The following is a 26,280-nucleotide window of genomic DNA, read 5'->3' as shown; positions in this document are numbered from 1 at the left end:
CGTTACTTCTCATCGATATTTAGCATCTGAAGTGGCTTAAGGTGCTGTTTTATTTCTGCTTATGTCTTTGTGTTCTGAACCGAAGGTATTCTATTACGCCAGTTTGTCTAAATAAGTGGTGCTAATAAGGAAATAGAATCAAGTTTTTGTGGATAATTGATGGCTGTTAACTATTCATTGACCATCTAAGGTTTTATGGCACAAATACTAATGAACTCTATGAATGTGATCATAATGTTAATAACACTATCAATACTAATGACATTAAGACAATAATCGAAGATAAAAAACTAAAGAGGGCGATGCCCACTTACTATGACTCAAATAATGTCATAGTTAATCATAGTGTTAGAAACTCTATTATTTTAAATCGGTATAAAAAATAAACAAAACATTGATGATTTACTTATTTATTCATCTAATGCCTGTCATTACTGGCTTTTCGATAAAAGCCTCTCTACAATTCGCGCCAATTTCTGTCCTTATTGATCTGCTTTGTTAGCTATTACCAAGGCTTTCACGATTTGAGCAATGATCAACAATCATAAATAGGTAATTCATGACTAATATATCGACCCTGTCTAAAAAACGCATTCGCCATGCAAAAGGTCCCTTTGCGATGACCGTTGTTTATAGCTTTACCGGTGCGTCTATCTTGGCCTCAATTATCTTTTCATTATTATTGTTTTTATCAATAGATAATGGATTTTGGATGCAATTTTTATTTGGCTCATTGGCAGTGATATTCGAATTAGGAAAATTTTTTGCTTGGTATGAATTTGGGGAACGTTTAGCAAGGCGCAATATTAGCGCCGCATTTTCAGCGTTTATTTTTTACAGTGTGTTAGCCATTATTTCTATTGGTGGCAGCATCGGTGGTATTAATAGTGCAACCAATACCGCCCAGAGTCACCTTGATGTGCAAAATAATAAAAAAGCCGCATTTGACTTTCAAATAGCTGCCATTGATAAACAGATTGCACTTAATAATGTTGCCGCAGAAAAGTATATTGAGTTGAATCGTATCGTTACGGGTGTCGCACGTATTCAAAAAGAGAATACTCAATTACGTGAACAACAGTTAGCGCTGGCTATTGAACGTGATAAACAACCCGTTGCAAGCCAAGGCTCTGTATTAGGGTTAATCGGTAGCGTTGCGACAGCACTGAATATAGAGAATAAAACAGCACAGTTATCATTAGTAATTTTCCTGTCGGTTTTATTAGATTTATTTGCCGCTTTCTTTGTTGGATTAATTGGTGAAGAGTTGCGTTTCTCTCGTACTTTAAAACTACAACAAGCAGAGCAAGAGAAAGCATCGTTAAGTGAGCAAACTAATCTTGCGCTTTATAATAAGCAAAATGAACAGCAAGTAGCGGCGATATCTCGAAGTGAAGATTTATTACACCAAGCTATTTCATTACTCAGCAATGGCACTGTACGTTGCTCAAAGAAAGCATTATCAGACAAGTTAGCTTTAAATACTGAAGACACGGATCACCTATTTACTACTCTATTGGTACAGGGATTCATTAGGCAAAAAGCGAATCGTCACTTTGTGTGGGAAGGTCAAACGTTGCCAAACATGAACAAAAAAAAGAGTGCTGAAATTAAAGCAAAGGCATTGGACGTCGAACAAGCTGCTTAATAAATACAACCGTTTAGCTATTTATCCATTAATCAGTTAGTTAATTAGATTAACGTCATCGTCATACTTATCCATTTAATCTGTATTGATTTTAGTGAGCAGTGATAATTGAATACGATAGTTGAGTAGAATAGCTGAATGGGATAGTTGCTGCTGAATAGTCAAGTATGAGCCTGTCTGTATTTATTAGGGCAGGCTCATGCGTATTATAATAATAAAGGTTGTGGCACTTTTGCTAGGGCAGCTTATTTTATTAATGAGAAGGACTGATTTTTAAAACAGGCTATGAGTAAAAGTGACATTTACAAAAATAGCTAGCGCTATTTATCAATATCACTTTCCACTCTATTTTGGTTTGCTTTTGCTTAATGAACTAATTAGTTCAATGCTTATAGTTTTTGTAAGGCATCGATAATATCTGAAGGCTCTGAACGTGTGCGGTAATCAACATCTACAAAACGCCAAGTTACTTCACCAGCTTGATTTAATACAAAAGTAGCAGGAATTGGCATGATGTTCGCGTTACCATTATTGATGGTTTCTATATCCAGTTTACGATCGACTTTCATGTGTTCTAATACAAACTCAGGCACTTCCCATGCAACGCCAAATTCTGCAGCTACTTTTGCATCTTGATCAGAAAGAACCGTAAACTCCATTTCGCTTATTTCATTTTTTGATAATGAATCATCAGGCACTTCTGGACTAATAGCGACTAATTCAGCCCCTAGGTCATGTATATCCGCTAATCGTGCTTGCAGTGCACGAAGCTGTAGATTGCAATAAGGGCACCAGCTACCGCGATAAAAGGTGACAACAACGGGGCCTTTTGCTAGTAAATCAGAGAGAGATGTTGATTTTCCTTGTTGATTTGGTAGTTCAAAGCGAGGCGCTGCTTGGCCAAGTTTAAGTGCGTTGTTACCTTCCTTAAAAGCTTTTGCTTGAGCAATAACATCATCGATACCTTTCATAAAATCAGGGTTAGCTTGTCGACCAGCTTCAATTTTAGCGTCGGTTTGTTGTTTTAATGTGGTCATGCGGTGCTCCTAATGTGTTAACGGAAAGAATGCTTATTTTTATCTACAAAAACTAATGGTGAGCTCATATAAAAACAAGTTTACCAACGTATCAATAAGCTATTAAAAACGCAATCTCATAGCACTTTTTTATTATTAGCTTATTGTTTAACTGTTGTTTCATTAGTGGTTTACGAACATCAAAATAGTGCAGGATAGGGTCGTGGAAGATTTTTTGAAAATAGTTATAAACTTGAAAGCCAAATAGCTTAAGGCTTTCAAATTTATGTTATCGCTAATGTTTAAACATCTTTCTTATTTGTGGCCAGCGGCTGATCAGCATCGCCATAAAGATTAAACAACAGCCAAATACTTGCCCTAAACTCATCACTTCACTAAACCAGAATACTGCAAAAATAGCGGCCCATACCGGTTCTAAATTCATAATGACAGCGGCATGGCTGACAGGTGTTAAACTCATTGCATACATTTGTAATAAGTAACGTAAACTTGTTGCAAGTAACGCGCTTGCTAAAAACCAGCCAAAAATATTAGGGCTAATGCTTGTAGGTAATGATTCTGTCAATAACGACACAATTAAAAGCAACACGCCCGCGGTGGTTAATTGCACACTGGTTAATACTAATGCATGCACTCGTAGTAAGAATCGTGATAATAGATTAAGTTGAAAGGCAACAGCAATAGCCGTTCCTAAAAAGTACAGATGTGAGACTTCAAAGTTTAAGCCATTACTGAGCGCCAAAAATCCTAACCCGATAATAGCAAAAGGTAATGCAACCCAAATACTCGTGGCAGGGCGATCTCCAAACATGAAGCGTCCAATAATAGGGACAAATACGACGCCCATACAGGTAATGAAAGCCCCGACACCGACGTTGCTACTTTGATAAAGTCCCATAACCCAGCAAAGCATTGCCAGACCCATTACTGCGCCGATTAGCATCACTGGTTTAATCTCTTGCCATGTAACACCGCGAAAATACCGGTGACCAATCAATAACAAAATCACACCGCCAACAAGAAAACGCATTGAAATAAAAAATAAAGGGGTCATACCCATTAATGCTTCTTTTGAAAAAATCCAACCTGCACCGGCTAAAATAGTCACTAGCACTAAAAGAAGTTCTGCTTTAAAGGCAAATTTTTGTTGCAAAATATGTCCTTACTGATGTGTGTAATAAGAAGTATTTGGAGTTGATAATAATACCAATCACACTAATTAACTGATCTATTTTATTTGTTAAAATAACTTATTTCTTCGTTGTAAATTTCGTAAAGGGAATAACCATTAATGAATTAACATGTTTTAGTTAATTCACCGACAGACGATTAACGAAGTTAATCTTCGAAAGGCCTCAATTTATGCCTTAAACTAAGTCATTTTTCCTGCGCAAAATTTAGATCAATTATTTAATGTAATCGGTATAACTGCGACAGTAAACTATTTTTTATGATTATATTAGCAATAAATAAAACATTGTTTCATTTTGTGGTGGGATGCACGTTGGAAATCAAAAAATGATGTTGTATCGATTTGCTTATCTGTATTTAGATTATTTACTTGAGTAACAATATGCTAAATCTTTTTTAATAAATAAATGTTCTCATGCCGATCATGCTTTAAATGGCTGTATTTTTGATACTTGCTCTATTAAATTGTGAAGCACTGGGTACATGAGAACAAATTTTATTGAAGAAGTATTGGTTAATCGTCCATCAATAACTTCACTGCTAATCCAATCAATACAACGCCTGTTAAACGTTCCATCATTAATTGTGTTTTACCTCCATCAAAGCGTTTTTGTGCAGTCACTATCATGCGGCTAATAAAGGCCTGCCAGCATAGTGCGATCACAAAGTGGATAGCGGCCATTAATAATGATTGCATAAATGCAGAATACTCAGGGTTAATGAACTGTGGTAAAAATGCTAAATAGAAAACAGCTGTTTTAGGATTTAATGCGTTTGAAAGTAGGCCTTCTCTAAAGCTTTTACTCGCTTTAAAGTTACCCTGTGTTGTGATGGCTTCAGGATCTTTTGCTGTTGCTGAAAAGCTATGTCTAAGACCTTGCACCCCTAAATATAATATATACAGAGCACCGATCATTTTTACGCCTTGGAATAGCTGTGGCGATTGGGATAATAATAATGAAATACCTACTGCTGATAATGAAGCGTGGAAAAAGAGACCGCTACAAATACCGATATTAGTGATAAAGCCATCTTTTTCACCACCTCGAGTGGTATTTCGAACTACTAATGCCGTATCTAGACCTGGTGTGATTGTTAAAATAGTGATTGCAATTAAAAACGCTTCGATATGTAAAATAGGCATTAGTAGCTCGCTAATTGTGATGGGTTATAAAGAGTGGCATCTAGCGTTACGTTATGTGTTTCTGCTAGCTCGTGTAGTTTATTTTCAAGATGTGTCAGATGATTAATGGTTAATGTGTTGTTATCTAATTGCCATAGTTGGCGAAAACCGCAGTAACTGAAATGTAAAATGTGCATGGCAACGTGATCACCACGTTGCGCTGCTGATTCTATTTTTTTCATACGACGGTTAATTTTATTTAAAGCTTGTTTTAAGTCCCATACATAACTGACTTCGTAGAAAAAAGGATGTTTTCTAAGTTTGGATAAAATAATGAAAACCGAGACAGCAGTTATTGCGACACCTAACAAATTCCAGTGGAAATGACTTCCTGTCGGAGAAGGGATTAATAAGATAAGTAGCTGACTTATGGCTAAACTGCCGATACTTAATACTCCAATGCAAGCAAAGATAACTTTATTTAAACGTTTACGATAACGCTCTGGATCGATTTCAATAAGTTGCATGGGCGTAATGTAGTCCTTTATAAAACGAAGAGTAAACATTTATAACTCAATAAAGTGATAACTTAAATAGATTCCTGAATTAAATTATTTACTTAATGAATTAAATTATTTACTTAATGAATTAAATAGGATTGGTTTGTCAATAAATTGCACTGCTCTTTAGCTTAAAGAGCAGATGAAAAAGCACTAGAAATGCAGGTGTTTGAAAGACAGAAAATTATTGTTGGATTTTTATTATTGTCGGCGTTGTGGTTGAGCACTAATAAGAGCTTTCCATCCAACCCTCTAATATTAGTGCGGCAGAAACGCTGTCCACTTTGCCTTTTTCTAATGCTTTATAACCGCCACGTTCAAAGATAAATTCTTTAGCGCTTGCGGTCGTTAAACGTTCATCTTGAAAAACTGTTTTAACACCAAAACGACCGGTTAAACGATTGCCAAACTTTTTAGCGCGTTGGGTAATCGGTTGTTCTGTGCCATCCATATTAAGTGGTAAGCCGACAACAATTAAATCGGGTTTCCATTCTTTAATAACCGCTTCAACGGTATCCCAGTTTGGAATGCCATCATTAGCTTTAATCGCTGCAATGGGTTGTGCTGTTGCTGTAATCATTTGACCAGTGGCTACACCGATGCTTTTAGTGCCAAAATCAAAGCCTAATAAAGTATTAGGCGCTTTAATTGGCATTGGCGATTCTGTTGTAGTTGTTTCTGATGTCATTATGCGTGGCCTATTTCGCTACTTAATTGTGAGGGGTCTACACCGAGTTGTTGTAAAGATGAATTCCAACGTTTATTGATTGGGGTATTAAACATAATGTTCATTTCACATTGCACCGTTAACCATTGGTTGTTGCTGATTTCTTCTTCTAACTGACCTGAATCCCAACTTGAGTAACCTAATGCAACCATGTATTTCTCTGGTTGCGTTTCTGTACCTAATGAAGAAAGGATCAGATTGGAATTAGACATCATTAATTGTTCATTCAAAAGGGTGCTTTGAGAATCATCTTCTATCGGGCTATGTAATACAAAACCTCTGTCCATATCCAATGGTCCACCTAAAAATACAGGTTCTGTGATGGGAGGAGTTGGTTCATGGCTGATACTCTCAGCACTTTTTAATAATTCTTGAACGGTGAGTTTAACGGGGTAATTAATAATAAAACCCATTGCACCTTGTTCATCATGCTCACATAAATAGACCACTGAATTTTTAAAGTATGGGTCTGTTAATGAAGGCATTGCAATTAAAAAATGGTTTTTTAATGAATTGACCATTTCCGTTTCTGCAGGGGATTCTGGGGGAGTATGTACAGTACTGGATTGAGTCTCTGAGTGTGCAGTACTAATGTCAGAATCAGCAAAGGGTGTTTTAGTTTTATCTATTGTCATGTGCTTCTCCATTAGTATTGAGTTTATTACCTGCTTGTATCGCTTAGTTCAGGCTTGGTAATAAACTCAATGATTTATATCCAGTGCTATTATGTATCCAAAGTTATCTGTCTCTAGCATTCGACTGTAGTGCGTTAATTATAGTGTAGCCTTTAATGAATGCTAAAGAGTCTTAAAGGCTTATTTAGCACCTTTAACACGTTTCTCAATCGCATCCATTAGCTTACCACTGATATTAGTGCCGTAAGCTTTATCAATTTCTTGGATACACGTTGGGCTAGTCACATTGATTTCAGTGACTTTATCGCCAATAACATCTAAGCCAACAAAAATGAGTCCTTTTTCTTTTAGTTTAGGACCAATGGTATTAGCAATATGCCAATCTGATTCAGAAAGTGGTTGAGCAACGCCAGTTCCGCCGGCTGCCAAGTTACCACGTGTTTCGCCTTTTGCTGGGATACGTGCCAGTGCGTAAGGCATTGGTTCACCGTCAACAATCAAGATTCGTTTATCACCGGCTTTAATGGCTGGGATAAAGGCTTGCGCCATACAGTAGCGTTGTTCATGCTCAGTTAATGTTTCAATGATCACGCCAATATTGCTGTCATTTTCTTTGATACGGAAAATTGATGCGCCACCCATACCATCAAGTGGTTTTAAGATAACGTCTGTGTGTTTTTTATGGAACTCACGGATTTTAGCAGCACTACGTGTTACTAGTGTCGTTGGAGTGAATTCACTAAACCAAGCGGTATATAGTTTTTCATTTGCATCACGTAGACTTTGTGGTTTGTTGACGATTAAACAGCCTTCAACTTCTGCGCGTTCTAATAAGTAAGTTGCGTAGATGTACTCAGTATCAAAAGGAGGATCTTTACGCATTAATACTGCATCTAGGTCTGAAAGAGGGTGGTCAACGGCTTCTTCTAATTGATAAAAGTTACCTTCTTCACGTTGTACTGTTAGTTTTTTGCTAGTAGCAAAACAACGGCCATCTTCAAGGTACAGATCTTTCATTTCTAAATAATACAGTTCCCAACCACGAGATTGAGCTTCTAATAACATTGCAAAGCTTGAGTCTTTTTTAATGTTGATGTCTGCGATGGGATCCATCACGATGCCAATTTTAATGGTCATATTCTTTCCTATTTCAATAAATTATTAAAAGCTATCATTAAAGCTATATATGGTTACGCTAAATCACCAAAACGACATTGTAATGCCGTAATAGCGGTTAATGCTGCTGTTTCCGTGCGTAATACTCTTGGTCCTAATAGGGTTTCGGTGAAATCTAAACTTTCAGTTAAACTAATTTCATCGTCACTTAAACCACCTTCCGGACCAATCAATAAACGCACATGATTAATCTCATTTGGTAATGTGTTGATTGAATACTTTGCGCGTGGATGTAATGTTAATTTACAACAAACAATGTCAAATTCACACCATTGTGTTAAAGCTTGTGTCGCATGAATTGTCGGCACAATATTTCTGCCTGATTGCTCGCAGGCAGCAATGGCAATTTTTTGCCATTGCTGTTGTTTTTTGGCCATACGTTCTGCATTAAGTTTGACGCCACAACGTTCACTGATTAGTGGTGTAATTTCATTAACGCCTAATTCTACTGCTTTTTGAATGACAAACTCCATTCGATCACCACGAGAAATGACTTGCCCTAGATGTAAATGTAATGGGCTTTCATTATCTGTTGTTTGGGATGACATTATTGTTGCTTGGCATGTACGTTTTTGTACGTCGCTTAATTGTGCTAAATACTGCCCACCTTGACCGTTAAATAAGATAACAGTATCACCAACATTTAAACGTAATACGCGTATGTGTTGGGTTGCATCATCAGATAACGTGATAGTGCTATTTTCAGTTAACGTTTGTGGTTCGTAAAAACGAGGATTACGCATAAAGGTTACTTTTTGATTGTAAATAAGCGTTAGTATAACGCGAAAACATTGAATATCACTATCGCTTAGCAATGAGTTATCTGTTGTAATCGAGTCACTTAGCGATGCTTATTAAATGTTTAAAGATAATATTAGTAAAGGTACCATTTAATTACTGTTTCCCTAATATCAATTATGCACAAGATATGGGATAATTTTCGATTTTATTTTGTAGTGATAGTTTAGGATTTTGTTATGACCAGCTCTAAGTTAAAAAGTATTACCACGGATCCCAAGCGTGGGGTTTATTTCATTGGAACCACACCTCCTAAACAAGATACAGATATTGAATTGGTATCGGGCATTGCTGATAAGTTATTAGGCCGTTTATCTGAAATTGATTACGATGGCTTTATTGTTTATGACATTCAAGATGAAACGTCTCGCACTGATAAACCTCGTCCATTTCCATTTAGATATACGCATGACTCTCGTTTATATTCAAAAATTTTACACGATAAAGTCGACAAGCCAGTGATCACTTATAAAAGTGTTTCACAACGTGACGCTGCTGATTTTTCGGCTTGGTTATCTGACGCTTGGCATCAGTTTTCAGTACGCGATATTGTATTAGTTGGTTCACCATCGTCGGATGGTGAAATTAAATTGTCATTAGCTGATGCTTACAAAGCAGTCGCTGCGCATCCTCAAGATTTTTATTTAGGTGGCGTGACTATTGCTGAACGTCATGTTGCAAAGGGTGATGAACATTTACGATTACGTAGCAAGCAAGATCAAGGTTGTGAGTTTTTTATCACTCAAGCGGTTTATAACGCACAAGCGACGATTGATTTGTTAACGCGCTATGCGAGTGAGTGTAAGCAACAAGGCGTTCAACCTAAACGTGTTATTTTAACGTTCTCTCCTTGTGGTAGTGCTAAAACATTAGAGTTTATCGAATGGTTAGGGATTTCAGTGCCAGAAGCGACGTCTTTACGTATTTTAGAGTCTGATAATCCATTAAAAGAGTCATTACAAATTAGCCGTAATAACTTTGAACAAATTCTACAGGCTGTTTTGCCGTTTAATATTCCATTAGGTTTAAACATCGAAAGCTTAACCAATCGCAAAGAAGAGATAGATGCAGCTATATTATTATTTAAACTTCTTAAAGCCACGTTAGATTTAAAACTGGCGGAATCACAACTATAAGTCGACTACATCATGAGCTTGTCAAAGGAACAACAAACGGAACTTACGCGGGTCGCTGTCTTTGCTGGACAAATTTTACATCAGCATGGGGCAGAGAGTCGTTTAATTGAACAAACAACCCAACGGATTGGATTAGCGCTTGGCGCTGATAATGTTGAGTTATCTATTAGCCCAGACGCTATCGTGATCACTAGTTTGGTGAACGGACATTGTGTTACTACCACCAGACGTTGCCATGACCGAGGCATTAATATGCAAATGGTCTGTGATGTGCAACGTATTTGTGTGATGGTAGAAAAACAGTTACTTGATGCAAAAGAAGTGAAAAAACGGCTACAACGATTAAAACCATTTAAGCATAATCGTTGGTTAGTGGTGTTAATGATCGGTTTTTCCTGTGCTAGTTTCAGCCATTTCTTTGGCGGTGACAGGGCTGCATATTGGGTTACTTTTGTGGCCGCATGTTTAGCGATGATTCTACGACAAGAGCTTGCTCATCGACAGCATAACCCTTTTGTAAACTTTGCTGCAGCCGCGTTCGTTGCCACTATTATTACCAGTGTTGGGGTTATTTTTGAAGCTGGAGAAAATCCACAAATAGCAATGGCGGCAAGTGTGTTGTTGCTGGTGCCTGGTTTTCCTTTGATTAATGCTGTGTCAGATATGTTGAAAGGACATATTAATATGGGGATTGCTCGTTGGGTTTTTTCGACTTTGTTAGCGATTAGTGTATCTATTGGTATTGTTGCTGCAATGACCGTGATCGGTGTGTCAGGGTGGACGAACTAATGAGCGAATTTTTTAATCTGTTTATATTATTCATTACTGATGCTTGGTTTGCATGGATACCTGCTGTTGGTTTTGCCATGGTATTTAATGTACCGCGCAAAATGTTGATTTTTTGTGCCGCTGGTGGCGCGTTAACTCACAGTTTTCGTTTTTTATTATTACATTTCGGCATCCCTATTGAGTGGGCGACTTTTATCGCCTCGGCTAATATGGGGTTTTTAGGATTGTATTGGTCTCGTAAACATCTTATACCTCGTCCTGTGTTTACTGTCGCCTCTGTTATCCCTATGATTCCAGGTAGTTATGCGTTTACAGCAATGATTGGGTTAGTGGAAATTAATACTAGTGGTTACAGTTTAGAGTTGATGCAAGTAGTTATGGAAAATGGTTTGCGCACTTTATTTATCTTAACCGCGCTAAGCTTTGGGTTAGCAATACCGTCTATTTTAATTTATCGCGGACGCCCGATTGTTTAGCCTGCATTAATAATCGGTTTATTGGTACATAGATGGACGTATATTAGGCTAGATTGGAATAAGGAATACTGTACACTGTGCGAAAAATATTAAGTACAAATAAAGTGTGCAGAATAAGCGAGTAGGATAATAAAGGTTCATTATGTCAGATAAATTTTTCTTTAAAGGTAAAAAAGAGAAAAAACCAAAACATTCAAGTTATGGTTTTAATACAAAACGTGCTGTGAAAATAGGTACTGAAGAGTTACCTTTACAGGTAGTTGTTAATGGCGAAGCGCGTGCAGAAGAGATACAAGCTTTAGCTAAAGAGCATGACTTAGTTGTGGCTATTACTGTTGATGCTGAAAAAGCAGAAAATATCACAGAATTAGATGTATTGATTAATAAACCAGTCACTACTCGTTTCGATAAAAAGCCAGCTCGTAATGAACCTTGTGTTTGTGGCAGCGGCAAGAAATACAAAAAGTGCTGCGGTTAATTTTTATTTATTAAAAAAGTTATACCGATTACATTAAATAAGTGTTCTAAATTTTGCGCAGGAAAAATGACTTAGTTTAAGGCGTAAATTGAGGCCTTTCGAAGATTAACTTCGTTAATCGTCTGTCGGTGAATTAGCTAAAACATGTTAATTCATTAATGATTGCTCCCTTTACGATATTTACAACGAAGAAATAAGTTATTTTAACAAGTAAAATAGATCAGTTAATTAGTGTGATTGGTATTAATAACGTAAACAACAAAAAGCCCCGATAAAGTTACTTTATCGGGGCTTTTTGTTTCAACGATTATAGTTTGTTAACGATTAACCTTGTTCTAACAAACGTCTTAAATCAATTAATGCTGCATTAGCACGCGATACGTAGTTTGCCATGACTAGAGAGTGATTTGCTAAGAAACCAAAGCCACTGCCATTTAAGACCATTGGGCTCCATACGGCTTCTTGAGTCGCTTCTAAATCACGAATGATCTGCTTTAAACTAACCTGTGCATTTTTCTTTTCTAATACATCTGCAAAATCAATTTCTACGGCTTTTAAAAAATGTAAAATCGCCCAAGTAGCCCCTCGGCTTTCATAGAAAACATCATCAATTTTAAACCAGCTTGTTTTGATTTCAACTTCAGAAGCGCTTCTTGTTGATTGTCTTGCTGTTGGGTCACCTGCTAGGTTGGTATCAAAAACATCATTACCGACACTCGCACTTAGGTTTTGTGAAATAGACCCTAAACGTTTTTCGATTTCACGTAACCAATCACTTAAGTTATCGGCACGTGTATAAAACTGTGCTTCAGTCTGATCTTCTGCAACCAAACGGCTGCGGTAACGTTTAAAAGCGTTAATGGCTAGTTTATATTCTTTTTCTGCACTTGGAAGCATCCAATTTTTGTGCGAAATATTCATTTTATTCTGCGCGGTTTCTAAGTCTTTATCACCGGTTGATTGAGACTGTGAACGGCTAAAGTCTAAACGCATCACTAATGCTAAATCTCGAACCTGCTCTAACACACCATACTCAAAGGCAGGCATGTTATCCATAATTAAGCCGGGAGGTGTCATGTCATTTGATAAAAAGCCACCGGGTTTATCAACTAACCATGTGGTCACATCGATCAGAGCGGTTGTGGTTGCATAGCCAGGGATCATCTCTACATTAGAAATTTTTGCGGCTTCTTGAGTACGTGATTTTACATTATAGGCAGATGGCATCCATCCCCACCAAATTGATAATAGCCATAAAATAAAAATAACGACGAGGACTATTGGTATAATGCTTTTTTTAATTGAAACGGCCATATTATATTCCCTATTACAGCTGTAAATGTAATAAGACTGTAGCATAATAATGACAAAATTTAATGTACAAGATAGCAATTAAATAGATGAATTTTAAAACTTAATTGTTAAACTTCTCTATTACTAAGTTGAATTACTAAGTTTAATAATGAAGCTTAACAATTAAGTTTCTAAATAGGTTTCTAAATAATTTTTTCAATAAATTTATAAATAACAAGCAATCTGGAATAAAAATAAAAATGAAAATTTCAATGATAGTAGCAATGGCTCATAACCGAGTGATTGGGTTGGATAATCAAATGCCATGGCATTTACCTGCTGATTTACAACACTTTAAAAAAACAACGTTAGGTAAACCTGTGATCATGGGACGTAAAACCTATGATTCAATTGGCAGAGCTTTACCAGGGCGTTTGAATATTGTTGTATCAAGAGATCCTGCATTAGAGATTGCTGGCGTGACCTGTGTTACGTCAGTAGAGCAAGCTTTATTAGTAGCTGAAGGTGTTGAAGAAGTAATGATTATTGGTGGAGCAACTATTTATGAACACTTTTTAGCCGTTGCGAATCGGTTATATTTAACTTTTATTGATTTAGACACAAAAGGTGATACCTGTTTTCCTGATTATTTAGCACAAGGTGAATGGAAACAAGTAGAAAGTGAGCAATATGCTGCAGATGAAAAGAATGCGCATAATTTAGAGTTTGTTACGTTAGACAGAGTGAATGCTTAAAGCTATTTACTAATAACTGATGAACAATAAATTGAAAGAAAAACAGTTGTAATGAGTTATTGAATCAATTTTAGCCATAAGCAGGGCAGGATAATGAAAATAACTTCTTATCTTGCCAACGTATCATAGTGAGGCTATTTCCCCATACGCAGCCTGTATCTAATGCGTACAAGTCAGGTTGGTTTGTTTTACCGAGTAATGCAGCCCAATGCCCAAATAAGATAGGTTGCTGATGATCCCGTGGGGTTATTTCAAACCAAGGTTTTAACTTGCTGCTATCGGTTTGCTCTGGGGCTAATTTGTTCTCAAACTCAAGCTCACCTTTTAAGGTGCAATAACGCATACGAGTAAATACATTTATAATGTAACGTGTTCGTTCTATACCTGATAGCGTCTCTTCCCATTGTGTTGGGTGGTTACCGTACATATTTTTAAGCAGCGCTTTATAGTTGTCACCGTGTAACTCTTGTTCAACTTCCTGTGCTAATTTTTTTGCTTGCTGAATAGACCATGATGGTAATATTCCCGCATGCACCATAATGAATTTATGTTCAGGATGTTCTAATAATAGCGGTTGTTGACGTAACCATGTTAATAAAACGTGGCTATCCTCAGCGTCTAAAATAGGGGATATTTGGTCTTTTACTTTGGGTTTATGAATACCTATAGAAGTCGCTAATAAGTGCAGGTCATGATTGCCTAAAATGACTTTTGCACCTAATTCTTTAAGGTATCTCAATGTTTGAAGTGATTTTGGGCCTCGAGCGACTAAATCGCCAGCGACCCATAATTCATCAGCACTTTGGTCAAAGTTGGCCAAAGATAGTAGCTGTCTCAATTCGTCGTAACATCCTTGAATATCACCTACTATATAAGTTGCCATTATTTATTTACGCTTCTTTTTGTAAACGATCATAAACATAGTTTGCTACTCGTACATATTCTTCAACAGAAATATTCTCAGCACGATGACCAATATTAATATCAAGACTGGTTAGCTCTTCTACTGTTAGTAAGTCTCTCCAACCATTACGAACAGTTTTACGACGTTGATTAAAAGCCATTGAACATACTTGATTTAGTACTTTCATGCTTTTTGCTAGAAATGGTGGTGTATCGTAAGGTTCTAATCGAACGACCGCAGACTCAACTTTAGGAGCCGGTATAAATGCTGTTGGTGGCACTTCCAATACAGGAATAACATTACAGTAATATTGCGCCATTACACTCAAACGACCGTAGGCTTTACAATCAGGACCTGCACATAATCGATTAACTACTTCTTTTTGAAGCATAAAATGCATATCAGAAATCTTATCTGCAAATTCAAATAAGTGAAACATAAGCGGTGTAGAGATGTTGTAAGGTAGATTACCAAAGACACGTAGTTGTTTATCACCTTGAACTAATTGTCCAAAATCGAAACGCATTGCATCGGCTTGAGTAATTTTTAATTTATCGCGTAAAGTGGGATGCTTCTCTAAGCGTTCAGCTAAATCACGGTCAAGCTCAACTACATTTAAACAGTTTACTTTAGCTGCAACGGGCTCTGTTAGTGCGCCTAAACCCGGGCCAATTTCTACTATATTATCTTCAGCTTGTGGTGAAATGGCAGCAACAATTGAGTCGATGATATAATCATCGTGCAAAAAGTTTTGTCCAAAACGTTTACGAGCTGTATGGCCTAGGTGGGTTTTATCATTCATTTTTAGTTAACCTTGTTGATGTTACTTTGGACCATTGTTATAGCCTCATTGACTGCACACAATAAACTGCCTGAATCGGCTTTGCCTGTGCCAGCTAAATCTAATGCAGTACCATGGTCAACCGAAGTACGAATAAACGGTAAACCTAATGTGATATTAACGGACTGACCAAAACCTTTGTATTTTAAAACAGGTAAACCTTGGTCGTGGTACATCGCTAAAACAGCATCTGCATGTTGTAAATATTTATCTTGGAATAGGGTATCTGCTGGTAAAGGGCCAACTAATTTAATCCCTTGGGTTCGCAATTTATCTAATGCGGGCTCGATAACCTCTATCTCTTCTCTACCCATATGACCACCTTCACCTGCATGGGGATTTAAGCCACAAACATAAATAGTTGGTTGTTTAATGCCGTACTTCTCAATCAGTTCTGCATTTAAAATGGTAACGATATTAGTTAACAGTGGCGCTGTGATTGCAGTTGGTACAGCTGAAAGCGGTAAATGTGTTGTTACTAATGCAACACGTAGACCCGTTGTTGCCAACATCATCACGACTAAGTCTACATTTGCTTGTTCAGCAAAAAATTCTGTGTGGCCGCTAAAAGTAACTCCTGCATCATTAATAATACCTTTATGGACAGGTGCGGTAACAACCGCTGAAAACTCTCCACTTAAACAGCCTTGGCTCGCATAGCGAAGTGTTTCTAGTACATAAGCACCATTCGCTGCGTTTAACACGCCTGTTTCTACAGGCGCATCAGTAGCAATATGAGCAACGGTCAATTGACCTATCGACTGGGCCTGTTTAGTGTTATTTTTATCATATTCAATAAACGTTATTTTTTTATTTAATAACTGAGCTCTTGATTTTAAGAGCGTTAAGTCAGCACAAATAATTAACTCAACTGGCCAAGTTTTATCGGCTAATTCTAATATTAAATCAGGGCCTATTCCGCTCGGTTCGCCTGCGGTGACAACAATACGAGGTAACATTACTCTTCCTCAATAATGTAATCAGGGTTATTGATTTTAATATACGCTTCTTGACGAATTTCATTTAACCAAGCGTAAGCTTCTGCAGGGAAACGTTGTCTAAATATCATGCTATAAGCTTTTTGTTTAGTCGCACTTTTTGTTGTATCTGACTCACGCTTATCAATTACTTGTAAAAGATGCCATCCATGCATGGTATGGAATGGCTGGCTAATTTCACCAATAGGTTGTGATTTTGCAAGGTCTCTGAACTCAGGCACGTACATATTTGGATCTGCCCATCCTAGCTCACCACCTTTGACCGCTGAACCTGGATCTTGAGAGTATTGTTTAGCTAATTCATCAAAGGTTTTAGTACCATCGACTATTTCTTGGCGTAATTTTTCTAATAATCCTTTAGCTTTTTCATCACTCATGATGATAGTTGGTTTGACTAATATATGACGAGCATTAACTTCTTCTGTCATTATATTTTCGCCACCTTTTTTATCTAATATTTGGATGATATGGACACCCAATCTAGAATGAAATGGCCCAATAATATCGCCTTGTTTGTTTGATTCTGTTAAGTTTTCAGCAAATAGACTTGGGATATCATCCAATTTCCTCCAGCCCCAATCTCCGCCTTCTAATGCTTTAGGACCTTCTGAATTAGTTAGTGCGAGTTGTTTGATATCAGCACCATTTTCAATTTGTTGTGCTAATTGCTGTGCTTTTTCATCAATCGCTAGCTTTTTTTCTGCTGAAGCATCGTCTGACACTTTTAATAAAATGTGTGCAAACTTAAGTTCGGTACTTTGCTCTCCAGCTTCATTGATACGATCTATAACTTGCTGAACTTCTTGATCTGAAATATTGATACGTCTACGTACTTGAATCTGACGTACTTCATTAATGGTTAATTCATCACGAATATTATTTACAAATGCTTTGTAATTAATACCTGCAGCCGTTATATCGGATCGCATCTCAGATAAACTTTGACCTTTTTCCTTAGCCATTTCTTCAATGGTTTGATCAATTTGAGCATCACTGAGTCGAAGACCAATACGTTCTGCAATTTGTAACTGTAATTTATCACTAATTAACTTGTCTAAGATCTGCTTATCAATGTTGCCTTTATCTGGTAATGCTTCACCATTTTCTTTATATCGCGCAATTAAATCACGCTTCATGTTTTTCATGTCACTTGTTAAAACAAGTTCATTGTTTACAACGGCTTCAATTTTATCTAGCTGGACTTCAGCTGCATTGGCAAACTGAGGTATCGTCGTTGCGAAGATAAGTACACTTAAAAATTGTTTCGATAATTTCATTTTTTACCTATTACTTTAAATAAAATGGACGACCGTAGTCGAATAATCCATCTTCATATCCAGAGTTACCAACACCGCCTAAGCCCATTAGTTCAAATGTTATACTGACACTACTTTCTGTTTCCACATCCTCATCATAGCTAGCTTCATCTCCAAAATAAGAAAGCATATGCCTGTCATAGGTTAAGCCAATAGCCCAACAGCATGATTGGTATTTAAGGCCAATAATACTCTCATAACTGTTTTGAAATTCAACATTATAATAATAACTCGCAAAAGTAGACCATTGTGTATCGATTGACCAATTTACTTTTGTACCAACTTGGTTAACAATTTCATCCCAATCAGCATCTTTATCTTCTTTGTAGTAACGGTAACTTAATTGAGCATAGGTATTATAAGCCCAACGTTTTTCAAAGGTTGTATTAGCACGTTGAATGAAATTGTCATCACTATCCCATTCTATTCCGCCGTGGAAGAAGTAATCGTTATCAAAATTGACATCAATTTCACTGACGATAGACGACCTATTTACTTCTTTATCGTCGTTATCGACATCATCTGTAGGTAAAACGGTGCGAGATTCTGAAAAGTAATAATTTTGTCCAATAGCAAAACGTAATCTTTCTCTGCCTTGATCATTTAAGAAACTAGTTGATACGCCTAAGGTTATTTGATCTGCTTCTGCTATTCTGTCATACCCTGAGAAACGATTGTCACGGAATAATCCATAATAATCTTGTTGTAATGTTGTTGTATCGTATAAGCCAATCCCCGATTGATCTTGGAATGGCACATATAAATATTGTATTTGAGGTACCAATGTCTGGCGGTAATCATCACCAAACCAAGAGAAATCTCTTTCTAAGTTAACCCCCGAGTTAATTTTGAAAGAGGGTAAATAGCGTACCGTTGACTCCTCTAGGTCATCATACCAATCATATTTAGTCGCATTATCTAAGTCCTGTTGATAATAACTCAACATATACTTCAGCTCAGTATTCACAAATAATGAATCATAATAGAGTGGTAAAGATAATTTTGGTTCAACATGAATACGAGTACCTGTGTAAATATCATCATCACTATGTTCAAAGCGTGTTATTTCAGAATACCAGTCAAATTGTAAACTTTTCCAATGCAAAGGTTGGTATGCACTGAACGCTAATTTAGGTAATACGATATGTGGAGTATCATCATCGGTATTATATTCGTCATTATTGAGTACTTGGAAGTTACGTACTTCTAATTCCGCATTCCAATTTGTTTTGGTATAACTTAAATTTGCGGTTTGTAGCAACTGGTTATCGCTTCGACTACCATATTCAGTAGTGATATCATTAAAGTAGTATTCATCGCTGACTTTATTGTAGTCAACATTGAAGTTCCAATCTTCGGCAAAAGTCACATCATGATCGAAATGAACTAAGTAACGTTCACCTATGTCATCACCGTTATCATCTTTACGTATTCTATCGTCACTCAAATATTCAAATTGTAAAGTACCTGAACCGACATCAAATAAGTAACGATATTCAGTCGAGACTAATAACCCTCTATTTTGCATGTAAGTGGGGGTGATTGTCGCATCTTGATTGGGTGCTATGTTAATATATAAAGGTTGGTTATAAGTAAAACCATTGACCGAAGAGAACTCATAAGTAGGAAATAATATACCTGTTTTTCGTGCATCTGATAGCGGGTAACTGATATAAGGAAAGTAAAAGACTGGCACATCTTTTATTCTTAACACTGCATTATAAGCAGTTCCCATATCAGCTTCTTTATCGATATGTAACGTTGATGCATCTAAGCTCCAAGTGATATCGTTAGGAGGGCAAGCTGTATAACTTGATGACTTTAACTCATATTGACCTTGACCATTATCATAAATACGATCGGCACTACCTCGACCACCTCGTCCATGGAATTGAAATTCGGTTTGAATTAAAGAAGATTCATCAGTTTTGAAGTTGGTATTAATTTCGTTTGCAATTAAAGTTACCTGACCGTCGACGTAACGTGCATTGCCTGTTGCATTTGCTTGAGATGTATTTCGGTTATATACCATTTTGTCAGAGTCTAAAGATTTCTCTCCTTGCACTGCGTTAACATCACCTTCATAAATAATTTCGCCGTTTAACCCTCTTAAAGAATCTGCATCAATATTGATTGGGATTTGGCTTTTATCAAGGTTATTGCTACGTTCCGTGATCGGTGGGACATTTTGATAACATTGTCTGAAATAAAAATTTACATCACGTGGTGCAGATTTTTCTTCCATACTTTGTGATGCGACTTTTAACTCTGTTTCATTAACAGTGTTTAATTCATCACTTAGATCACTCGTATCAGTTTCTTGAGCAACTGCATTAGCAATAGGTGACAGGACGAACAATAAGGGTATTAATTTTAGCATGAATAACTCACTACAAGTGCTTAGAAATATCAGAAAACGCTAAGCAGAAAACAACAATATAGCCACGTATAATAAAGTAAACTTTTGCTGGCTCCAATCTTTGATTGTCTATTACGTGAGTATTTCTGTTATTTAGTACAAATAATTGGTAAATCTTGACATAGTTAGTCAAAATGTTCGACAGTTTTACTATTTTCTTAATTTAAAGGTAATTATTAGTTATGCGCATATGGGGCAAATTATTAGGTGGATTTTTTGGGTTTATGTTTGGGCACTTTTTTGGCCTAATATTAGGTGTTTGGTTAGGACATCGTTTTGATGTTGCTGTTGGCCGTAACTTTAATATGCAAGATGGTATATTAGGCGGTCGAGGAAATAGTGCAGATAAACAAAAAATATTCTTTGAAACTGCTTTCTCTGTGATGGGGCACGTTGCTAAATCAAAAGGCAAAGTGACTCAAACAGATATTCAAGTTGCCAATGCATATATGGATCAAATGAATTTGCACGGCAATGCAAGAACACAAGCCCAGTCTGCTTTCAACGCAGGTAAAGAAGCTGATTTTACATTGGTTGAAACATTACAAGAGTTTGTGCGTGTGTTACATGGCGAGCGTAATGTTTTGCAAATGTTTCTAGCCATTCAGGTACAAGTTGCTTTTTCTGATGGTGAGATTGATGAGAATGAAAAGTCGATTCTTTACACTATTGCTGAAAATTTAAATTTCTCGCGTTTTGAGTTAGATCGTTTAATTCAGATGATTCAAGGACAACAACATTTTCACCAAGGTGGTCAACAACAGAACTCAGCACAGTCTGAAGGCGACGCTTATCAAGTCTTAGGCGTTGATAGCAGTGCAACGGATAAAGAAGTAAAGCGTGCTTACCGTAAGTTAATGAGTCAAAACCACCCAGATAAGCTAGCTTCAAAAGGGCTGCCTGAAGAAATGATGGAATTAGCGAAAGAGAAAACGCAAGATATTCAAAAAGCTTACGAACTTTTACGTACTAACCGTGGCTTTAAATAAAAATGTTATCGGTAATTAAACGCTATAGCTTACAGCTTGTCTTCACTTTAAGTTTGCTTTTAGGTTTGCAGTTACCGAATTTTTTACAACAATATGAATTGCGCTTGCAAGGACATTTTGTTGAAGCTCAACAACAATTAGCCGCGTTTCAATCACTGGCAAATAAGTATTTTTCGGGTGATTTAAGCGCACTGATTACAAAACATAAAAATAGTAAAGATAGTTTGTACCGTGAAGAAGCACTGGTTATAGAAAATACTTACTCACGAGTGCAATTTTTACAACAAAAAATAGATAATTTAAATCAGCCGATTTGGTATAAATTATGGGAATTAACGCAACAAATCAACGATCCTATTGTTAATGAGACCTGGACTGGTTATCAAGCCAATGTGTTACTTAATCAACAGGCCATTTTAGTCGGTGTAAGCGTGGCAGTTACATTAATGTTATCGCTTGAGTTTTTTTTGTACCTTATAAAATTAGTATTATTAACATTATTCCTTCAGGCTAAAAGTAAACCTGAAGATAATTATTGAGCACTAAACTTATATCCTTGGTGTAATTACTCGACTAAATGAGTATCAAACCCATCTATATCAAATAATTTCCGCTTATAACGTTTTAATTTTGCATCTGTGCAAGTGCTTCTCTATTATTGTCTACTAATTATTTTAGCAATCATTTTATGGTGTTTTACACCTAATAGACTTTTAAATCGGAGCTTAATACATGTCTACATTTTCTCTTGCGTTTGGTACAGCTACTAAAAATCGTGACCAAAAAATCATTGAAGCATTTTTCCCAAACCCAATTTTAAACCCAAATGAAGATTTAGTAGCGACTATTGCTGCTATTACTGGTTATGAAGGTGGCAATCAAGTCATCGAAGTTAAACCAGACGTTGCAGAGCAATTAGCTGCTGCATTTAATGGTGAAGATGATACAGATAATGCTGACTTTGCAGTAGCTGCAGCTAAATCAAAACAACCATTAGTGTTAGTTATTCTAGCAACAGATGAAGCACCTCAAAGTGTTGCTGAAGGCTACTTAAAATTACAACTTATCTCGCATCGTTTAGTTAAACCACATGGTGTTGTGTTAGATGGTATTTTTGGCTTACTGCATAACATTGCATGGACAAATAAAGGCCCGATCGATTTACCTGAGTTAAAAGATCGCCAAATGAAAGCGCGTTTAAAAGGTAAAACTATCACTGTCGATTGTGTTGATAAATTTCCTAAAATGGTTGATTACGTTGTACCAGCCGGTGTTCGTATTGCGGATACATCTCGTGTTCGTTTAGGTGCTCATGTTGGTGAAGGTACGACTGTTATGCACGAAGGTTTCATTAACTTCAATGCTGGTACTGCTGGTGTTAGCATGGTCGAAGGTCGTATCTCTGCTGGTGTTATGGTTGGCGAAGGTAGTGATATCGGTGGTGGCGCTTCTATCATGGGGACGTTATCTGGTGGCGGTAAAATGGTAGTTGCGATTGGCGAAAATAGCTTATTAGGCGCTAATGCTGGCTTAGGTTTCCCACTAGGTAATCGTTGTACTATCGAATCTGGTTTATACGTAACAGCGGGCTCTAAAGTTAAGATGTTAGATAATGAAGGTAATGACGCAGGTTTTGTTAAAGCGCGTGAATTATCTAATAAAGATGATTTACTGTTCCGTCGTAACTCAACAACAGGTCAAATTGAATGTTTAGTTAATAAGAGCGCAGTAGAGCTAAACAGTATGTTGCATTCTAACTAGGTTGTGTTTTAGTTAATTCGCACATCAGTTAAAAACGTTTTTAGGCTATCTACAGGTAGCCTTTTTTATACCTATTAAATACTTGTTTTTAGTCATGCCGATCGTACTAACCAACTATTGTACAACTTGAAGTTGCTTATTTTTTCGCTGTGTAAAATACAGTGCCCTTTATTAATCTAATGATTATAAATAGTTGCCCATCTTTTCGTTGTTTTAATGAATTAATTCCCCTTTCCTGTTTCGGCAGTTATTTTTTAGTAATAAATGAGAAGCATTTACTTAGGATTTGTACCTATAATTGGCTATAGTATCGGATAGATGTTTTTATTTTTGTTCTTTTAAATAAATTTAAATCTATTATTACACGCTTTTTATGGCTGATAAGCCATTGTAATAGCTATTTTAGTTGTTCTATAAAAGTGAAATACAATGAATCTAAGCACTAAAAAGGTGAACAATGAACAGCTCAAATTACAATGCTCCGCTTACTTTTAAGCTTTATATTCTCGCTGCTATTTTATTTGGCATTTATGGCGGTCGAGTTTGTCCTTTTTTAGCAAGCTTAACGATTAGTGAGATATTTATTCATGTATCAATTACTTTTTCTATCTTATTGCTAATACGACACTTTTTATTACCTCATCACGCCTTAAACAAACAGATAAAACAAATAAAATTAGATACGTTTTGCTTTTTCATCGCCAGCCTTCCATTAGCGCTTTATTATAATATTGTTTATGACTTTGGACTTGATAGTAATGTGAAAATTGTTTTTGGGATGGCATTGTTTGGGTTCTTTACTGGCTGTCTGTTACAACTTTCTGCAAAACTCGCACAAATGAATAAAATGGAACAGAGTGGAAAATTTGAATTTGAACTCTCAGGTCAACGAAGTTCTTTAATTAATCAAATGATTTGGTTAGTGATTCTTTTATTAGTCATTCTTACTGCCGCATTAACTATGGTGACGGTAAAAGATATTTTTTGGCTAAAACACAATCCTGAATTAGTCATGGATGGTAGTGGGCAGATTAGTGTTATTAAAGAACTCATTTATATCGCGGCACTTGTTACAGGTTATGCTATGGCGGTTATGTTTTTATGGAGTAAGGTGATTAAACAAATTTTACTGAGCCAAGAGAGTGCCTTAAAAAAGGTAAGCGATGGTGATATTAATACCCGTTTGCCTATTTTTAGTTACGATGAGTTCGGTTCAACGGCATCATTAACTAATAGTATGTTAGATAGTCTTGAGTTTGCTCAAAATGAAGTGAAAACAACAAGAGATGTAGCGATCGTTAGTTTGTCTGCTTTAGCTGAATCTCGTGATAATGAAACCGGCGCGCATATTTTACGTACACAAGAGTATGTTAAGGCATTGGCTGAAAAATTGAGTGAATCTACAGCGTATTCCACTTTGCTTACCTCTAATTATATCGAACTTTTATATAAGTCTGCTCCGTTACATGATGTAGGTAAAGTAGGTATTCCTGATAATATATTACTTAAACCAGGTAAATTAACCGACGATGAATTTGAAATTATGAAAGGACACGCTCAAATTGGTGCGGATGCTTTATCGATAGCAGAAAAGCAATTAGGCAGTAGTTCATTTTTAGAAATTGCAAAAGAAATTGCCTTAACACACCATGAAAAATGGAATGGTTCAGGTTATCCGAATCAACTATCAGGGGAAAACATTCCTTTGTCTGGGCGACTAATGGCTTTAGCTGATGTCTACGATGCACTTATCTCTAAACGAGTCTATAAGCCTGCTTTTTCACATCAAGAAGCAAAAGAGATTATTATAAAAGGGGAGGGATCGCATTTTGACCCTGCAGTGGTAAAAGCGTTTCTTGCTATTGAAGATAAGTTTGTTGATATTGCCGCTCACTTTCAAGACAGTGCCAAAGATTTGCTGGCATAAAGTACGAAAGTTATTTGTGCTTGTTGAAGATTGAAGATTGAAGATTGAAGATTGAAGATTGAAGATAAAGATTGACCAGAATATCTTATTTTAAAGTAGTTGCGTAAAGGTAGGTATTTTTATAAAAGTGATTTGTTAAAGATAGTGAGTTAAAAGGTGAGGGTATAGATAATTTAACGTGATTCATTGATCAAAAATCACGTTAAATTAATGATAGGTTATTTTATGTAAGTTTTACTGACTCGGCGTGTTAAACCACACAATAACGAATATGAAATAGTTTCTGCGCAGTTAGCCACTTCATTAACTGAGATGTTATCACCCCATAATTCCACATCAAATCCAATACAGTCTTGTTGCTCAAACATAGATAAATCAACCATGACCATATCCATTGAAACACGACCTAATATTTGACTCTTTTTACCATTGATAAAAACAGGTGTGCCATTTTCTGCATGTCTAGGGTATCCATCAGCATAACCAATTGACACTGTCCCTATTTTTGTTGTTTCTTCAGCGGTCCATAAACCGTTATAACCAACACTTTCATCTTTATTGATCGTACGCTGAGAGATAACTTTTGCTTTAAATGTCATCGCAGGGATTAAAGGACTCGCTAGCTCATCATCGTCGATAGGTGATGAACCATAAATAATAATGCCTGGGCGCACCCATTGGTTTCTACCTTTGACAGCTTTCGTCAATACAGCTGATGAGTTAGCAATACTAATTTCACCTGGTAATTCACCAATCGTGTTTATAAACAATTCTGTTTGTTTTTTAGTTAATGGCGAGCTTAAATCATCAGCAGATGAAAAGTGACTCATGTGGGTGATACTAGCAACTTGCTCTAAGTTAGATAGCTGTTGCCAAGCATCTGCATATTCTTTAGGCAAAAAACCTAATCGATGCATACCTGAGTCCATTTTTAACCAAACATTAACCGGCTGCTTAAGCTTTGCTGCTTTTAATGCATCAAGTTGATGCTGGTTATGTATTGCACACCACAAATTATTTTCACTGATGTACTCTAATTCATCTGCTGTAAAAAAACCTTCTAGTAACAAGATAGGTTGTTTAATGCCAGCATCACGCAATTCTATTGCTTCTTCAATACACGCTACACCAAATGCATCTGCTACATCAGTTAAAGCGTTAGCGACTTCAATGGCACCGTGACCATAAGCATTCGCTTTAATCGTTGCAATTGCTTTAGCAGGTGCAGCAAGTGATTTTGAATGTAAATAGTTTTGTTTAATCGCGTTTAAGTTAATAATCGCTGTTGCTGTTCTAGCCATTT

25 protein-coding genes are annotated in these 26,280 nt (G+C 36.6%); 10 read left to right on the top strand and 15 right to left on the bottom strand.

Translation table 11 applies throughout. The features are described from left to right. Positions 1-559 precede the first annotated feature (559 nt). Positions 560-1,648, top strand: coding sequence for a Preprotein translocase subunit SecY (locus V6255_RS04185; RefSeq protein WP_341627003.1), 1,089 nt, complete (start codon positions 560-562; stop codon positions 1,646-1,648). 389 nt (positions 1,649-2,037) lie between these two features. Here the strand turns inward: V6255_RS04185 and V6255_RS04180 are convergent, their stop codons facing one another. From V6255_RS04180 to rsmE, 8 genes are all read right to left on the bottom strand, one after another. Continuing rightward, positions 2,038-2,685 carry a peroxiredoxin-like family protein gene (locus V6255_RS04180; RefSeq protein ID WP_341627002.1) on the bottom strand — a complete coding sequence of 216 codons (648 nt, stop codon included), beginning with the start codon at positions 2,683-2,685 and terminating at the stop codon, positions 2,038-2,040. 274 nt (positions 2,686-2,959) lie between these two features. Continuing rightward, positions 2,960-3,838 carry a DMT family transporter gene (locus V6255_RS04175; protein WP_341627001.1) on the bottom strand — a complete coding sequence of 293 codons (879 nt, stop codon included), beginning with the start codon at positions 3,836-3,838 and terminating at the stop codon, positions 2,960-2,962. Positions 3,839-4,390: 552 nt separating this feature from the next. Continuing rightward, positions 4,391-5,020, bottom strand: coding sequence for a LysE family translocator (locus V6255_RS04170; protein ID WP_341627000.1), 630 nt, complete (start codon positions 5,018-5,020; stop codon positions 4,391-4,393). After that, the gene (locus V6255_RS04165) at positions 5,020-5,526 is read right to left on the bottom strand and encodes a DUF3087 domain-containing protein (protein WP_341626999.1); all 507 of its coding nucleotides are present in this window, start codon (positions 5,524-5,526) and stop codon (positions 5,020-5,022) included. The genes V6255_RS04170 and V6255_RS04165 overlap by 1 nt, the downstream gene beginning before the upstream one ends. 259 nt (positions 5,527-5,785) lie before the next feature. Then, positions 5,786-6,247: a Holliday junction resolvase RuvX gene (gene ruvX / locus V6255_RS04160; RefSeq protein WP_341626998.1), complete on the bottom strand. Its 462-nt coding sequence runs from the start codon at positions 6,245-6,247 to the stop codon at positions 5,786-5,788. Next, complete coding sequence (locus V6255_RS04155; RefSeq protein ID WP_341626997.1) at positions 6,247-6,921, bottom strand: YqgE/AlgH family protein; 675 nt, start codon at positions 6,919-6,921, stop codon at positions 6,247-6,249. The genes ruvX and V6255_RS04155 overlap by 1 nt, the downstream gene beginning before the upstream one ends. 180 nt (positions 6,922-7,101) lie before the next feature. Beyond that, complete coding sequence (gene gshB, locus V6255_RS04150) at positions 7,102-8,058, bottom strand: glutathione synthase (RefSeq protein WP_341626996.1); 957 nt, start codon at positions 8,056-8,058, stop codon at positions 7,102-7,104. Positions 8,059-8,111: 53 nt separating this feature from the next. After that, positions 8,112-8,840, bottom strand: a complete 729-nt coding sequence (gene rsmE / locus V6255_RS04145) for a 16S rRNA (uracil(1498)-N(3))-methyltransferase (protein ID WP_341626995.1) — start codon at positions 8,838-8,840, stop codon at positions 8,112-8,114. A gap of 234 nt (positions 8,841-9,074) precedes the next feature. Here rsmE and V6255_RS04140 point away from each other — a divergent pair, with 234 nt between their 5' ends. From V6255_RS04140 to V6255_RS04125, 4 genes are all read left to right on the top strand, one after another. Further along, the gene (locus tag V6255_RS04140) at positions 9,075-10,031 is read left to right on the top strand and encodes a methylenetetrahydrofolate reductase (protein WP_160062867.1); all 957 of its coding nucleotides are present in this window, start codon (positions 9,075-9,077) and stop codon (positions 10,029-10,031) included. Between the two features lie 12 nt (positions 10,032-10,043). Further along, on the top strand, positions 10,044-10,820 hold the full coding sequence (locus V6255_RS04135; RefSeq protein WP_341626994.1) for a threonine/serine exporter family protein: 777 nt from the start codon (positions 10,044-10,046) through the stop codon (positions 10,818-10,820). Further along, positions 10,820-11,296, top strand: coding sequence for a threonine/serine exporter family protein (locus tag V6255_RS04130; protein WP_160062863.1), 477 nt, complete (start codon positions 10,820-10,822; stop codon positions 11,294-11,296). The genes V6255_RS04135 and V6255_RS04130 overlap by 1 nt, the downstream gene beginning before the upstream one ends. 142 nt (positions 11,297-11,438) lie before the next feature. Further along, the gene (locus V6255_RS04125) at positions 11,439-11,774 is read left to right on the top strand and encodes a PBPRA1643 family SWIM/SEC-C metal-binding motif protein (RefSeq protein WP_341626993.1); all 336 of its coding nucleotides are present in this window, start codon (positions 11,439-11,441) and stop codon (positions 11,772-11,774) included. Positions 11,775-12,098: 324 nt separating this feature from the next. Here the strand turns inward: V6255_RS04125 and V6255_RS04120 are convergent, their stop codons facing one another. Continuing rightward, on the bottom strand, positions 12,099-13,088 hold the full coding sequence (locus V6255_RS04120; RefSeq protein ID WP_025562743.1) for a DUF2333 family protein: 990 nt from the start codon (positions 13,086-13,088) through the stop codon (positions 12,099-12,101). A gap of 239 nt (positions 13,089-13,327) precedes the next feature. Here V6255_RS04120 and folA point away from each other — a divergent pair, with 239 nt between their 5' ends. After that, positions 13,328-13,822 (top strand): type 3 dihydrofolate reductase, encoded by a 495-nt coding sequence (folA, locus tag V6255_RS04115; protein WP_341626992.1) that lies wholly within the window; start codon positions 13,328-13,330, stop codon positions 13,820-13,822. Positions 13,823-13,892: 70 nt separating this feature from the next. Here folA and V6255_RS04110 read toward each other — a convergent pair whose 3' ends face one another. From V6255_RS04110 to lptD, 5 genes are read right to left on the bottom strand one after another with little or no spacing between them, the layout of a single operon-like run. Further along, entirely contained in the window at positions 13,893-14,705 is an 813-nt protein-coding gene (locus V6255_RS04110; RefSeq protein ID WP_341626991.1) for a symmetrical bis(5'-nucleosyl)-tetraphosphatase, read from the bottom strand. A 7-nt stretch (positions 14,706-14,712) separates the two neighbouring features. After that, entirely contained in the window at positions 14,713-15,528 is an 816-nt protein-coding gene (rsmA, locus tag V6255_RS04105) for a 16S rRNA (adenine(1518)-N(6)/adenine(1519)-N(6))-dimethyltransferase RsmA (protein WP_341626990.1), read from the bottom strand. A gap of 2 nt (positions 15,529-15,530) precedes the next feature. After that, positions 15,531-16,526 carry a 4-hydroxythreonine-4-phosphate dehydrogenase PdxA gene (gene pdxA / locus V6255_RS04100; RefSeq protein ID WP_341626989.1) on the bottom strand — a complete coding sequence of 332 codons (996 nt, stop codon included), beginning with the start codon at positions 16,524-16,526 and terminating at the stop codon, positions 15,531-15,533. Next, positions 16,526-17,842, bottom strand: coding sequence for a peptidylprolyl isomerase SurA (gene surA / locus V6255_RS04095; RefSeq protein ID WP_341626988.1), 1,317 nt, complete (start codon positions 17,840-17,842; stop codon positions 16,526-16,528). Before surA ends, pdxA begins: the two co-directional genes overlap by 1 nt. A gap of 10 nt (positions 17,843-17,852) precedes the next feature. Beyond that, entirely contained in the window at positions 17,853-20,261 is a 2,409-nt protein-coding gene (lptD, locus tag V6255_RS04090) for an LPS assembly protein LptD (protein ID WP_341626987.1), read from the bottom strand. Between the two features lie 221 nt (positions 20,262-20,482). Between lptD and djlA the strand changes: the two genes are divergently transcribed. From djlA to V6255_RS04070, 4 genes are all read left to right on the top strand, one after another. Continuing rightward, positions 20,483-21,289, top strand: a complete 807-nt coding sequence (djlA, locus tag V6255_RS04085) for a co-chaperone DjlA (protein ID WP_341626986.1) — start codon at positions 20,483-20,485, stop codon at positions 21,287-21,289. Between the two features lie 2 nt (positions 21,290-21,291). After that, entirely contained in the window at positions 21,292-21,828 is a 537-nt protein-coding gene (locus V6255_RS04080) for a DUF2937 family protein (protein WP_341626985.1), read from the top strand. A gap of 193 nt (positions 21,829-22,021) precedes the next feature. Next, positions 22,022-23,050 (top strand): 2,3,4,5-tetrahydropyridine-2,6-dicarboxylate N-succinyltransferase, encoded by a 1,029-nt coding sequence (gene dapD / locus V6255_RS04075; protein WP_025562732.1) that lies wholly within the window; start codon positions 22,022-22,024, stop codon positions 23,048-23,050. 457 nt (positions 23,051-23,507) lie between these two features. Further along, on the top strand, positions 23,508-24,977 hold the full coding sequence (locus tag V6255_RS04070; protein ID WP_341626984.1) for an HD-GYP domain-containing protein: 1,470 nt from the start codon (positions 23,508-23,510) through the stop codon (positions 24,975-24,977). A 218-nt stretch (positions 24,978-25,195) separates the two neighbouring features. Here V6255_RS04070 and alr read toward each other — a convergent pair whose 3' ends face one another. Further along, a complete protein-coding gene (gene alr / locus V6255_RS04065; protein WP_341626983.1) occupies positions 25,196-26,278 on the bottom strand; it encodes an alanine racemase in 1,083 nt (360 codons plus the stop codon). Positions 26,279-26,280: the final 2 nt, after the last annotated feature.

Origin of the sequence: Psychromonas arctica, assembly GCF_038155225.1 — a bacterium.
Classification (GTDB): Bacteria; Pseudomonadota; Gammaproteobacteria; order Enterobacterales; family Psychromonadaceae; genus Psychromonas; species Psychromonas arctica_B.
This window is presented reverse-complemented; position numbering and strand designations above follow the sequence as displayed.